This window comes from Priestia endophytica, assembly GCF_026790145.1.
GTDB lineage: Bacteria > Bacillota > Bacilli > Bacillales > Bacillaceae_H > Bacillus_I > Bacillus_I endophytica_A.
In genome coordinates, this window is sequence record NZ_JALAMS010000018.1 from 68,349 (window position 1) to 81,914 (window position 13,566).

The 13,566-nt window shown below is 34.5% G+C and carries 11 protein-coding genes; 10 read left to right on the plus strand and 1 reads right to left on the minus strand.

What is annotated here, in order from left to right:
* Positions 1-377 precede the first annotated feature (377 nt).
* Positions 378-1,538: an MFS transporter gene (locus tag MOC86_RS14125; RefSeq protein WP_268584731.1), complete on the minus strand. Its 1,161-nt coding sequence runs from the start codon at positions 1,536-1,538 to the stop codon at positions 378-380.
* Between the two features lie 618 nt (positions 1,539-2,156).
* Here MOC86_RS14125 and MOC86_RS14130 point away from each other — a divergent pair.
* From MOC86_RS14130 to MOC86_RS14175, 10 genes are all read left to right on the plus strand, one after another.
* A complete protein-coding gene (locus MOC86_RS14130; RefSeq protein WP_268584732.1) occupies positions 2,157-3,113 on the plus strand; it encodes a catechol 2,3-dioxygenase in 957 nt (318 codons plus the stop codon).
* 113 nt (positions 3,114-3,226) lie between these two features.
* On the plus strand, positions 3,227-4,588 hold the full coding sequence (locus MOC86_RS14135) for an MFS transporter (RefSeq protein ID WP_268584733.1): 1,362 nt from the start codon (positions 3,227-3,229) through the stop codon (positions 4,586-4,588).
* Positions 4,589-5,076: 488 nt separating this feature from the next.
* Positions 5,077-5,718 (plus strand): GntR family transcriptional regulator, encoded by a 642-nt coding sequence (locus MOC86_RS14140; protein ID WP_268584734.1) that lies wholly within the window; start codon positions 5,077-5,079, stop codon positions 5,716-5,718.
* A gap of 244 nt (positions 5,719-5,962) precedes the next feature.
* Positions 5,963-6,694 carry a PIG-L deacetylase family protein gene (locus MOC86_RS14145; protein ID WP_268584735.1) on the plus strand — a complete coding sequence of 244 codons (732 nt, stop codon included), beginning with the start codon at positions 5,963-5,965 and terminating at the stop codon, positions 6,692-6,694.
* Positions 6,694-7,422, plus strand: coding sequence for a 4-carboxy-4-hydroxy-2-oxoadipate aldolase/oxaloacetate decarboxylase (locus MOC86_RS14150; protein WP_268584736.1), 729 nt, complete (start codon positions 6,694-6,696; stop codon positions 7,420-7,422). Before MOC86_RS14145 ends, MOC86_RS14150 begins: the two co-directional genes overlap by 1 nt.
* A 36-nt stretch (positions 7,423-7,458) precedes the next feature.
* A complete protein-coding gene (locus MOC86_RS14155) occupies positions 7,459-7,839 on the plus strand; it encodes a RidA family protein (RefSeq protein WP_268584737.1) in 381 nt (126 codons plus the stop codon).
* Between the two features lie 195 nt (positions 7,840-8,034).
* Entirely contained in the window at positions 8,035-8,340 is a 306-nt protein-coding gene (locus tag MOC86_RS14160; protein WP_268584738.1) for a hypothetical protein, read from the plus strand.
* 46 nt (positions 8,341-8,386) lie between these two features.
* Positions 8,387-10,135, plus strand: a complete 1,749-nt coding sequence (locus tag MOC86_RS14165) for an ABC transporter ATP-binding protein (protein ID WP_268584739.1) — start codon at positions 8,387-8,389, stop codon at positions 10,133-10,135.
* Positions 10,122-11,966, plus strand: coding sequence for an ABC transporter ATP-binding protein (locus MOC86_RS14170; RefSeq protein ID WP_268584740.1), 1,845 nt, complete (start codon positions 10,122-10,124; stop codon positions 11,964-11,966). The genes MOC86_RS14165 and MOC86_RS14170 overlap by 14 nt, the downstream gene beginning before the upstream one ends.
* A gap of 363 nt (positions 11,967-12,329) precedes the next feature.
* Entirely contained in the window at positions 12,330-13,514 is a 1,185-nt protein-coding gene (locus MOC86_RS14175) for an MFS transporter (RefSeq protein ID WP_268584741.1), read from the plus strand.
* Positions 13,515-13,566: the final 52 nt, after the last annotated feature.

The window sequence follows — 13,566 nt, forward strand, 5'->3', positions numbered from 1 at the left end:
AATAATTTAGTTTATATGGTATTATGTTGTGTTTTCATGGAGGGAGAAGTTTATTGATAAATGAACCAATATCTAGTCTTCCATTTGTTTCTTATCTCTCTGTGATAGGTGGTCTTATCGGGTTATTTACCTCAATTTATAAATCTATACATTTTTGACAAGTTTCTTCTTATTATATTATCCTTGCTAAAACTAATCTCATGTTCCTTCACTAATTTATAATAGGTTGTCTTTAAATAACTAAAAGGACATTTGTTTACTTCTCTCAATAGAGACAGTAAAAGAAACAGGCTTATTGTCATATTCTCTTTACTGTCTTTTATTTTAGTAACAATATCTGTTCTAATAATGGCTTTAAAAGTATGCTTTTAAAGCCATTATTTATTAAACAAATTTACTTTTGAAAAATGCTTTTTCCCTGAAAGTGAATAGCTGCTAAACAAAAACAAAATCGAATTAGACCAAAAAACAGGGGAGAATCCAAATAAGGATCCCAATGGACTTAAAATAATCGGTACAAGAAATTGAACAGATTTATTAATCGTAAGACGTATCCCTAATACTTCTCCTGTACGACCTTGAGGAGACGCATTATAGGCCATTACAATTGATAAAGGCTGACAGCAACCTAGTCCTAATCCCATAATAAAAGAAGAAATCATTAATAATAACGGGTTGGTGAATATAGGAATCAGAAGAAAGGCTACAGCAGAGACAAATAAACAGCCACTTAAAATACTCTCTTCTTTAAATCTATCTACTAATGGTTTCATTAATAAGCGGGAGAGGATATAAGCTATAGCGTTACAGCTTAAAATAATTCCAATAAGGGAGGCGGAAAGATGAATACTTTTAGCATATACAGGGAAATAAAACTCATACATTCCTACCCCAGTTAAAATGATGCCACTAGTAATATAAGTTTTTCTAAGTGAACGATTAAAAAGTAATTCTCTAAAATTATTCTTTTCTTCAATTGGTGGAGTTAAAGGTCTTGGTAAATGGATAATATTAAACATAATAAAAACTCCAGGCACAATAGCAAAAATAGCTAGTAGTAAATAAGTTTGAGAGAAACTAAGATGATCAATAGAAAAACCCGTAAGTAAAGGACCTAAAAAATTAGAAATTGAAACACCTAAACTAAATACAGCGAAATGATGCGAACGAGTTTTTTTATTACTTAAAGCCCCAATTAAATTTTGAACCGTTACAATAGTGAAAATTTGAAACAGTCCAAATAAAGATTGTGAAAGTAAAAGAACAAATAACTGATTTTCGTAGAAATAGGGTAATAGCAAGGAAATTCCTGTCCCTATTGTCCCCATAATAAACAGGAAGCGATAGCCCCATTGATCTGATAACCTCCCTGCATAACTTGCAAAAAACATAGGAAAGAGAGATGTTGCTGCTACAATTATACCTAAATAGGTAGGTGAAGCATGAAGATCCACAGCATATAAAGTGACGAGCACAGTATTTCCTCGTACACTTGTTTGAAAGATGAGAAATAAAAGGACAATGATATAAAGTATCATATAATTACTCTCCTTACGAACAAAAGAAGAAACCAAGACTTTTAGGTAATAATTGGTTTCTTGAAATTGTATTTTTTCTTCCTCCTACTATCCAATCATTGTGAGCAAGTACTACATGTTTAGCCTCTATTGTTGGATTTTTCCCATGCTCTTTTAGAGCCTGTTATCCTTTAACTTTTATCTGAACAGCAAATATTCCCTCTAGTCAAAGGAGTTTCAAAGACTTTAGTATGGTATGAGTTTATTCTTACTCATTTTGTTGTGAATTTCTAGATTTTCTGTACCGTTATTAAATTATTCACTTCATATTCTGATATATCGAGTAAATGTCAGACACTTGAATGAAAACAAAATTGTTAAACAATGTTGTTATAAAATTGTGATTTACTTCGATTATTCTGTCAATTACAAATAGATATAAAGAGATTTGATTTCATTAGAGAGGAAGTTAAACAACTTTAATTATTTAATAGTCTTGTCCATTATAAATATAGTTGTTCTTTATAATCTTTAAAAATCCATAGTTTCTGACTATTCAAACTTTGATTGACAGTAAAAGAAAATTTATTTATAATCAAAATTGTTAAACAATATTGTTCGGTTAAAGGGGATGTTGAAATGCTTAATAATGAACAAGTAAGGGATGTAGCTCATTTAGGGCATGTAGAATTGCTAACACCAAAAATTGAAGATAGTCTTAATTTCTTTACAAATATTTTAGGGATGGAAGAAGTAAAGAGAGAAAAACAATCTGTGTACTTAAGAGCGTGGAACGATTATGAATTGTATAGTTTAAAGTTAACAGAAAATAATAAAGCAGGTTTAGGGCATATGGCGATGAGAACGTACAGTCTAGAAGCGCTAGAAAGAAGAGCCAATTCTATAGAAAGAACGGGTTATGGACGTGGCTGGACAGAAGGTGATATTGGTCATGGCAAGAGTTATCGTTTCACTGACCCAGATGGTCATGTGATGGAAATATATTATGAAACAGAAAAATATGCTCCGCCCGTTCATTTAAAACCATCATTAAAAAATCAACCACAAAAGTATACTGCTCGAGGGGTAGGGGTGAAGCAACTAGATCATATTAATTTGCTTGCTTCAAAGATAGATAAAAATAGTATCTTCATGCGTAATGAATTAGGGTGTAAATTAAGTGAACAAATTGTTCTCAATAATGGAGAACAGGCTGGAGCTTGGCTGCATCTTACGAACAAAGCATATGAAATTGCTTATACTTTGGATGGAACAGGAGAAAAAGGGAGATTACATCATCTTACATTTAATTTAGAAAGTCGTGAAGCGGTTTTGAGAGCAGCTGACATCTTTTTAGATAATGGGGTGTTTATAGAATTTGCTCCGAGTAAGCATGCTATACAGCAAACCTTTGCCACATATGTATATGAACCAGGTGGAACGAGAATTGAACTATGCACAGGGGGATACTATATTACAGCCCCTGATTGGGAACCAATTACTTGGACAGAAGAAGACCGAGCGAAGGGCCAAGCTTGGGGAAACAAAACGGTATCTACCTTCCATACGTATGGTACGCCAGTATTAAATAGATAAACATTGAAGGTGTTTCGAACTTGAAATTGTAAACGTTGTCAAATTTTGAGTTCGAAACACGATATATAACAACCTATAGTTTTATCAAAATATAATAGCCGAGGAGAATATTTATGAACGTATATGCTCTGCAAAGGTTTCTCGATGAAATTAAATTTAAGCGCTTTCATTATCATTTGGTATTTTGGTGCTTGTTTATCATTTCATTTGAAGGTTATGATTTGGTTGTTTACGGATCTGTCGTACCTGTTTTAATTAAAGAATGGTCTTTATCACCCATTCAAGCAGGTGTCATTGGAAGTTATGGTTTGTTTGGTATGATGTTTGGTTCTATCATCTTAAGCATGCTAGCAGACCGATTTGGGAGAAAAAAGCTTTTAATTGTATCTATCATCTTTTTTAGTGGGTTTACAACTTTATCTGGATTTGCAAATGATCCTGTTTGGTTCTCATGGTATAGATTTCTTGCTGGGATTGGGTTTGGTGGGGCTTTACCTACTGTCATTACACTATTAACTGAATATATTCCTAAGGAGAATCGAAATAAGGCTATTACTCTAGTGCTTTGTGGAAATCAAGTTGGAGGAATGTTGGCTCCAGCTGTTACTGTGTTGTTTATGTCCTCTATTGGATGGCGTTCTGTTCTGTGGTTTTCCATTATACCATTGTTTTTAATTCCTTTCATGAACAAAGCTCTACCAGAATCGATTCATTTTCTTACTCGAAATGAAAAGTTAGATGTAATTGAAAAAACATTTCATAAAATAGATAAAAGCTATAAAGCAAAAATTAAAAGCGAATACAATAATGTAAAGGTTGTAGACGATAAAAGTACAGGGATATTTATTTCAAAATTATTTAAGAATAAACTTGCACTAAGCACTTTCCTTTTTTGTGCGGTATATTTTATGAGTTTATTAATGATTTATGGACTAAATACTTGGTTACCTAAATTAATGGAACAATCTGGTTATCCTCTTGTGTCGAGTTTAAGTTTTGCTATTACCTTAAATGGTGGGGCACTAGTAGGAACCATTTTATTAGGTATTATTGCAGATCGAAAAGGTTCTAAGAAATTATTGATGTGTATGTACATGCTTGGAGCAGTGTGTCTTGCATTGCTTGGCATAAAAGGTAACACTTTGTTTCTCTATTCTTTAGTGAGTATTACAGGGGTTTGTACAATGGGAGCTCAAAGCCTGTTAAACGCCTTTGTATCACAATATTATCCTAATGATGTACGTTCTACAGGTATTGGTTTAGCAAACGGTGTTGGAAGATTAGGTGGAATGCTTGGACCTACTTTAGGTGGAATGCTACTCACATTTAATATTTCTATGAGTCTATGTTTTATTACGTTTGCCCTTCCTGGAGTATTTGCTTGTATTTTTCTATTTTTTGTGAAGAAAAACTCGACTACTGTTTCTTTGACATATAAAGAGAACATACAAGTTCATTTTAATGACTCAAAGTAACGGTTCATTTTATTAATATCTAAAAAACTTCTGTCATTATCTCCAATTTAGCTGCTAAACAACTAGATTGGGGATTTTGCTATTCTCTTAATAATTGGCCTCATCATATAGTCATTAAATAATATAACTCTCCATAGTGTACTTTTTCCATTTATTCTATATTTAAGTTTAGTACCTCTTGCTTAGTAGATCTCTTCTTAATATATGTGTGTATAAAAGATCTCCATAGTACTTTATTCATCTCAGTCTAACTAGCCATATAAAAGTATAGATGAAATTAGAATTTGGATTGTAACAATAAGATTAGAGCTCTAAATAAGAGGGATTTTGTTATCATGTGCTCATTACATCAGCGCCGTTTATTCTACTTATGAAATGAGGATGTAAAAGCATGTTATATTGCTATTTATTGTTCAACAATATTGTATTAATTACTCGATGATGTTGGTATAATATAACTATAAACTTGAGTAAAGAGGGATCAATCTATGAGTAGACCCATGGAGAATGCTTATCAATTTATAAAAGAAAAAATATTAGATGGAAGTTATAAACCATCTCAAAAATTAACAGAGAATGAACTTTCGGAAGTCATTGGAGTTAGCCGAAATACAATTAAAAAAGCTTTATTAAAACTAGAACAAGAAAATTTAGTAGAGATTGAAAAGAATAAAGGGGCATTTATCAAAGCATATACTTTGGAAGAGATGATGAACTATTTAGAAATCCGTGAAGTGCTAGAGGGATTAGTAGCCCGTACAGCGACCAAAAACATTAGTGATGTTGAACTGAATAAGTTGGAAGAAATATTGGAACAGATGGACGAGGCTTTGAAACAAAATCAATTTGATGAGTATTCTAATTTAAATAAAGAATTTCATCGAATTATGTATCAAGCCTCAAAGAATCAACAAGCAGTTAAAATTTTGAATGTCATTAGAACACAATTATCAAGGTATCATTTTAGAACAATATTGATTCCTGGAAGAAACCAGAGTTCTTTTCAAGAACATAAGAAAATTTTTGAAGCATTAAAAACTTATGATGAAGAATTAGCCCAAGAAGCGGTAATGGATCATATTGCAAATGTACGTACTACAATTAAAGAGAATTTTTCATTGCTATTATAATCTAGTTTAAGATGAGGGAAACCTCATCTTTTTTTATAATGATTTGTGAAATCGCTTTGAAAGTTTCTAAACGTTCAGTATAAATGTTACATCATTCAATATTTCCTTTTGTTATTAGAAAGAAATGAATATTGACAAGAATGAAACCGTATTCTATACTAAATGTGTAAACAAAATTGTTGAACAATATTGATCATTAAATTCGTTTTTTAGAACTTAATCAAAGAATTTAGGGGGATGGAAAATGATTGATAAGAATACGAATCTATTAGTTGTAAGTGCACACGCTGCAGATTTTGTTTGGAGAGGTGGCGGTACAATTGCCAAGTACGTGAGTCATGGAGCGAACGTATCGCTTGTCATTTTAAGTTATGGAGCAAGAGGAGAATCAAACGATCTTTGGAATATTGAAGGACAAACGTTGGAAGGTGTAAAAGCTCATCGACAAGGAGAAATTGAAGCAGCCGCAAAATGCCTAGGGGTTGAAAATTTTGAAATTTGGGATTATCAAGACTATCACATGGAGATCAATTCAGAGCGAATGGATCGCCTAGTTCGTAAAATTAGAGAAGTAAAACCTCATCATATATTAACTCATGGACCTAGAGATGCCTTTAATCCTGATCATGAAACAGTCTCTAAATTTGTATTTGATGCAAGTGTTTTATCAACTTCGAATGGAGTTAGATTAGAGGGAACAGAAAGAACAAAACAAGCTAGTATCTTTGGTTTTGAACCACACCAATCGGAAATTAGTGATTTTAAACCAGAAGTGATTATTGACATAACTGAAACGTATGAGCAAAAGCAAGCAGCTATGAATTGCTTTAAAGCACAGAACCATTTAATTAATTATTATGGAGCAAAGGCACAACTACGCGGGAACCATGCTCGTAGATGTTCGGGAAATAATGAATATAAGTATGCTGAAGCATTTAGCCGTTTCTTCCCTTATGTTGGGGGTGAATTCATCTAATGGAAAAATACGTTGTAACGAATATTACAAGACCTGACGCAACACTTGTTGAAGAATATAAGAAACTTGATGTTTCAACTGTTTATGAAGCACAAGGTAAGATTGGACTTATGAATAATAGTTTGAAGCCTATTTTAGAGAAAACGCTAGTCTGCGGCCCTGCAGTAACGGCTGTTTGTCATGCAGGAGATAACTTAATGATTCATGCTGCAATTGAAGTTTGTAAACCAGGTGATGTTCTCATTATTACAACTGTAGGCGAGGGAGTAACAGGTATGATTGGGGAATTAATTGTTTCTGCCTTAATTAAACGAGGGGTTCAAGGTGTTATCATTGATTCAGGAATACGAGATGTAGCTCAAATTCGTGAATTAGGTTTTCCGGTTTGGACGAGAGCAGTATTATCTCAAGGAACGACTAAGACAAGAGGTGGTTGGGTAAATGCACCTACTGTTTGTGCCGGAGCTTCTGTTGATCCAGGCGACTTGATCATGGCGGATGAGGATGGCGTTGTTGTTGTGAAAAAAGCAGATTTTCAGTCTACATTAGAGTTATCAAAACAACGTCTCCAAAAAGAAGAGGGAACAAAGCAGAAAATTGCACGGGGAGAAATAAGCTTAGACTTCTACAATCTTAGACCAACGCTTGAAAAAGAACAGGTTGTTTATTATGAAGATGAAGATGAGTTTAACAAGAAATGTCTAAAATCAAATGAATTAAATGGATAGAGAATTGGTGAATTTTGAAAAGGGGCGAATGGACAGATGGCAAAACGTCAAGTTTTACATGTGAAAGGATCTAATCATCAGAACCCAATACCAACGGCAGTAAAGATAGGCAATATGGTATATACGTCAGCAATTATTGGCTCTGACCCAGAAACAGGAAAAATGCCAGAAAGCGTTGAAGAAGAGGTAGCTAATCTTTTTCATTATATGAGAGAGATTATGGAGCTTGCTGGGGGAACGACCGACGATATTGCTCATCTAAGCGTTTCATTAACTGATCGTGAATATAAGAAAGTTGTTAATGTAGAGTGGCTGAAGATGTTTCCAAATGAAGATGATCGTCCGGCAAGACATAGTACTGTTCAAAAACTAAGAGATGGACTTAGAGTGCAAATCGAAATGACAGCAGTTTTGTAATATCTAACATAAAGAAAGTAGTCATTCAATCCCTACCTTATGCAAGGTGGGGTTCTTTTTGTTCATAAAATCTATGAGCAAATGAGCGTTAACAGATTGGAAAATAAGAAAAAATTCTTTTGACAAATCGTATACGTTTGTATACAGTGGAAATATAAAAAGTGTATACAAATGTATACGAAAGGATGTTTATGAATGAAGGATTTTAAGGATCATATGAAAAGTGAAAAGCATCGGGGAGGTCATAAAAGAGGGAATCATCATGGTGCTAAAACATTTCGAAGAGGTCGAGCATTAGATTTTTTAGAAAGACTACATATAAAACGAACAACATTAAAACAACAGCTTGATTCACCAGAATATACAGAAATTAAGCAAGTTATTCTTGGTGAGTTGAAAGCGATTGAGTTAGTTATTGATGAATTTACGAAACATTTTGAGCTCCATGAAACCGAGGAGAGAGAACTCTCTAGAGAGAAAACAGAGAAAGAAGAAAAATAATGATTTTATTGAAAAAATAAATTCTAGCTCAAGGAGACGAATGGAAATGAGTGGACTAAAAGGATACATAAAACCTTATTGGAAATTCGTTATTCTCGGCCCTCTTTTTATGTTGTTTGAAGTGTTCTTTGATTTACTACAGCCAAGGTTAGCCGCTTATATTGTAAACAATGGAGTAGTAGAGCGAGATTTCAATGTTATCGAACATACAGGAATACTCATGGTTTTAGTAGCATTGCTTTCCTTAATAGCGGGGGTCGGATGTAACATCTTTGCAAGTCGTGCATCGCAAAATATTGGGGGAGATATTCGAGAAGCACTGTATAAGAAAGTACAAACCTTCTCATTTCAGGATATAGATAAGTTTAAATCAGGATCTTTAATTACACGCATGACAAATGACGTTGTGCAAGTTCAAACATTAGTGCAAGTTGCGCTTCAAGGTCTTGTCCGAGCACCATGTTTACTCATTGGTAGCGTCATTATGGCGTTATTGATGAACCTTCGGCTTGGTCTTATTTTGCTTGGGACTCTTGTTGTTCTTATTGGTGTTCTGATTGTCCTTATGCGTTTTTCTTATCCGCTGTTTTCAAAAGTTCAACAAAAACTAGATATGGTAAATACGAGAATACAAGAAAATCTAGCAGGCATTCGCGTTGTAAAAGCTTTTGTGCGATCAGGTTATGAAACAAAGAGATTTCAAAATGTTAATAAAGATTACACACAAAGCTCTATAAAAGCTTCACGTTTTATTGCCTTGAATACTCCTATTATGACGCTCATTATGAACGTTTGTCTTGTTGGCATTCTCTTATATAGTGGTCCTCTTGTTTGGAGAGACTCTTTTAAAGTAGGAGACTTAGTTGCTTTTGTTAACTATGTGGCCCAAGCTCTTTCTTCGTTAATTATGGTAAGCGGCAGATTGATGGACGTGTCTCGTGCGAATGTATCAGCTCAACGTATCCAGGACGTTTTGTCTACTGAACCTAGTATTGTAGACGCTAAAAGTGAGAAAAGATCTTTACTCCTAGGCGAACATATCTCATTTAAACATGTAAACTTTTCGTACAATAAAAGCAAAACAGCAGAGGACTCAATATTACGAGATATCAACTTTGAGGCTTCTCGAGGAGAGACTGTTGCTATTATCGGATCTACAGGGGCTGGAAAATCAACGCTTGTGCAGTTAATTCCAAGGCTGTATGATGTGACATCAGGCTCTGTTATTATCGATGGGAGAGATACTCGAAATATTCCGCTTGCAGAACTTCGGCACAATATTGGAATGGTTCTTCAAGATTCTTTTTTATTTACGGGATCTATAAGAGATAATATTTCACTTGGTAAAGTAGATGCAAAAGAAGAAGACATTATAGAGGTTGCTAAAATAGCTCAAGTGCACGATTTTATCTCTAAACTACCTCATGGTTATGACACAAAGGTCGGCCAAAAAGGTGTTAATTTATCTGGAGGCCAAAAGCAACGTATTTCTATTGCTAGAACACTGCTAATTAAGCCTTCTATTTTAATTATGGATGATAGTACAAGTGCTTTGGATTCTGAAACAGAAAGAAAATTGCGCAATGCTTTAAAAGGATTAATAAAGGATAATATAACATTCATCATTGCACAGCGAATCTCATCTTGTATAGATGCTGAAAAGATTCTTGTAATGGATGAGGGAACAATTGTAGGAAGCGGTACACATCAAGAGCTATTAGAGAATTGTACTGTTTATCAAGATATCTATCGCTCTCAGTTTGGTGAAAGGGAGGTGTCTTATGAGCGCAAATAATCATGGGGGATCCAAAGACGTTACTAACCTAGCACAAATGGGGTTTCAGCCTGGTAAAGGTCCACGACCAGGCACAGTTAAAGGTGAAAAATCTAAGGATGTAAAAGGGACATTACGTAGAATATGGCAGTATTTAAAAAAGCAACGCCGTAGTTTGTTGTCAGTTATCATCTACACTGCGATAACTTCCCTTTTGCTGCTTCTCGGTCCATATCTTATCGGTAAAATGATTGATAACTATATTGTTCCACACCGATGGAACGGGCTTGTGAAAATGAGTTTTGTCTTGTTAGGAATCTATGTCCTTGGAGCAGTATTTACATGGCTTCAACAATATACGGCTGCAAATTTATCACAAGAAACAGTGCAGGAAATGAGGCAAGATTTATTTGAGAAATATCAAGCATTACCAGTTAAATTTTTTGATCAGAAGACACATGGCGAACTAATGAGCCGAACCACAAATGATATTACAAATGTGTCGAATACCCTTAATCAAACAGTCATTCAACTTATTTCGAGCATCTTTATGTTAGTTGGTAGCGTCATAATGATGCTTAGTTTAAGTCTTTGGATGACACTTGTTACAATGCTTACTGTACCAATCACTGTATTCATTACAAAGAAAATTACCAAATATACGCGTCGCTATTTTTCAGAGCAGCAAAAAAGTTTAGGAGAAGTGAACGGGTTTGTGCAGGAAAGTATTTCAGGATTAAGAGTTGTTAAAGGATTTGGAAGAGAAGATAAAGTTATTGAAGAATTTCAAGATATGAATGAGAACCTAAGATCAGTTGGTGTTAAAGCTCAAAGTCTTTCTGGCTCAATGGGGCCTATTATGAATACAATGCGCAACTTAAGTTTCTTAATTATCGCGGTAAGCGGTGGAATCTTTGCTTATCACGAGATGATTACAATTGGTATTATTGTTAGTTTTCTTAACTATTCCAATCAATTTAGTCAGCCGCTTAACCAGCTCGCTAACCAATATAATATGCTTCAATCCGCTATTGCAGGAGCTGAACGCGTATTTGAAATACTAGATATGAAGTCTGAGGATGGGGAAAAAAGTAATGCAGGCTCTCATTCGGAATTTAAAGGGGACGTTAAGCTTAACAATGTGCATTTCAGTTACAATGAGGATGTAGCCATATTAAAAAATCTGTCGCTACACGCTAGACCTGGTCAAAAGATTGCTCTAGTCGGTCCAACAGGGGCAGGGAAAACAACGATTATTAATCTATTAACCCGTTTTTATGATATTCAATCAGGAGAGATTTTAATCGATGGAAAAGACATATATACATTAGACAAGAAAGAGATAAGAAAACAAATTGGTCTTGTCTTGCAAGATGCTTATGTGTTCTCTGGGACGATCTTGGAAAATATTCGGTATGGTCGTCTAGATGCAACAGACAAGGAAGTAGAAGACGCTGCAAGGCTTGCTAATGCAGATTCTTTTATAAGAAAGCTGCCTAATGGATATAACACCCCCCTAAGCGCGGAAGGAAGTAATTTAAGTCAAGGACAAAGACAGCTGTTAACAATTGCTCGAGCCCTGCTTGCGAATCCTTCTATCCTTATATTAGATGAGGCAACAAGCAGTGTTGATACAAGGACAGAGCTTCATATTCAAGAAGCCATGAAAACTCTAATGAAGGGAAGAACAAGCTTTGTAATTGCTCATCGACTTAGTACAATTAAAGATGCAGATGCTATTCTCGTTATTAATGACGGCAAGATTATGGAACAGGGATCACATGAACAGTTATTAGAGAAGGATGGATTTTATGCTAACCTTTACAATAACCAACATAGTCAGGTTATGTAAGATGAAATAATTGAGAACCTAAAAAACTGGTATTAATCAGACGGACAGCTGAAAGAAGATAAAGTAGAGGAGCTAGACAGTTATTGTCTAGCTTTTTTTATAATGGACCATGAACTAGCTTCCACTGGTCAAAATTAAATATGAACGCATTGAGAAAGGTATTCTATCAAAAAACTTGCTGACCTTAAAATAATCGGTAAGTACATATAGCATGAACAATCATATACGAGAGGAATGATAGATTAAATAATTAAATATTGACAGGAGAATAAAAGATAACATAAATATAGTTTAGTTAACTTAACTTAATTATTTTATAGGAAAGAATCTGAAAATAACGTGTTTCTACAAGGAGATTTATAAATGTATACTTTGTCAAAAAATAAAAAATTTATGTTTCTTTTAGGTGCTGAACTTTTTTCAGTGTTAGGTTATTCCATGTTTCTCCTTACTATATCTTGGTATGTAGTTGATCAGTTAAAACAACCGCAATATATGGGACTTCTTTTAGCCATAGCTTCGTTGCCACGTATGTTCACAATGATAGTAGGGGGAGTAATGGCCGATCGCATCCAAAAGTCTAAAATCCTTTTTAGCACAGGAATAGCCAAAACCATTATTATAGGGGTTCTCCTTTATGCTTATCTTGATGGAAACCTTACATTTTCTATCCTCTTAGTTGTTTCGTTTCTACTTGGTTGTTTGGATGGACTATTTTTCCCTGCTTTGTCTTCATTAATACCAGTGCTAGTAGAGAAAAAGGAGCTTCAAGGCGCAAATACAATGATCCATAGTTCTCAAGAATTAGTTTTTTTAATAGGTCCAGTTCTTGCGGGAGCTTTAATTAACTACTATTCCTTTTCTGTTACTTTTACCATAAGCATGATTAGTATGTGCATTTATTCATTACTTGTTTTTCCCGCTATAATTAAGGATGAAAAACCTTTGTCAACTGGGGAAAAAAGTACAGTTTTTAGAGAACTTCAAGAAGGGTATAACTACGTTCGGGCTTCACCCTTATATATAGTAGGAATCGGAATTATCATTGTCATTAATTTCTTCATTTTTGGACCTCTTTTTCTAAGCTTACCTCTATTAGCGAAAGAAGAGGGAGGGACAGCTCTTCACTTAAGCTTTTTAGAGGCCAGTTTTTCAATAGGTTCTCTCGTAGCTACAGTGATTTTACTGATCGTTACCCTTCGTAAAAATCGTGGGAAGTTAACATTATATTCATTAATAACAAGCGCCATTCTTATGTGTGTTCAGTCAAATCCCTTCTATATGGGGCTTCATTCCAATGGTAAGTTTAATTGGTTTCCTAGGCTTCATGACCTTTATACCAACAGATGTGATGATTCAAGAGCACACAGATCCAAAAATGATGGGAAGAGTCATGGGGATTGTTTTCTTAGCTCAAACAGCCTTCGACCCTATTTCTCAGACGTTGTTTTCCTTTTTAATGACATTAGATATTTCCGTTCGCTACTTATTATTTGGATTTTCTACTATGGGAGTGGTTTTTTCTCTCTTTATCTTTATGAAGGCTAAGAATTGGCGTATGATGCATTAATCATCTTAAATTGGGTTTTAATAAAGGGGA

Coding starts and splice junctions, on each gene's coding strand:
- MOC86_RS14170 (WP_268584740.1), top strand. CDS start 10,122: ATGAGCGCAAATAATCATGGGGGATCCAAAGACGTTACTAACCTAGCA.
- MOC86_RS14130 (WP_268584732.1), top strand. CDS start 2,157: ATGCTTAATAATGAACAAGTAAGGGATGTAGCTCATTTAGGGCATGTA.
- MOC86_RS14175 (WP_268584741.1), top strand. CDS start 12,330: ATGTATACTTTGTCAAAAAATAAAAAATTTATGTTTCTTTTAGGTGCT.
- MOC86_RS14150 (WP_268584736.1), top strand. CDS start 6,694: ATGGAAAAATACGTTGTAACGAATATTACAAGACCTGACGCAACACTT.
- MOC86_RS14140 (WP_268584734.1), top strand. CDS start 5,077: ATGAGTAGACCCATGGAGAATGCTTATCAATTTATAAAAGAAAAAATA.
- MOC86_RS14125 (WP_268584731.1), bottom strand. CDS start 1,538: ATGATACTTTATATCATTGTCCTTTTATTTCTCATCTTTCAAACAAGT.
- MOC86_RS14155 (WP_268584737.1), top strand. CDS start 7,459: ATGGCAAAACGTCAAGTTTTACATGTGAAAGGATCTAATCATCAGAAC.
- MOC86_RS14160 (WP_268584738.1), top strand. CDS start 8,035: ATGAAGGATTTTAAGGATCATATGAAAAGTGAAAAGCATCGGGGAGGT.
- MOC86_RS14145 (WP_268584735.1), top strand. CDS start 5,963: ATGATTGATAAGAATACGAATCTATTAGTTGTAAGTGCACACGCTGCA.
- MOC86_RS14165 (WP_268584739.1), top strand. CDS start 8,387: ATGAGTGGACTAAAAGGATACATAAAACCTTATTGGAAATTCGTTATT.
- MOC86_RS14135 (WP_268584733.1), top strand. CDS start 3,227: ATGAACGTATATGCTCTGCAAAGGTTTCTCGATGAAATTAAATTTAAG.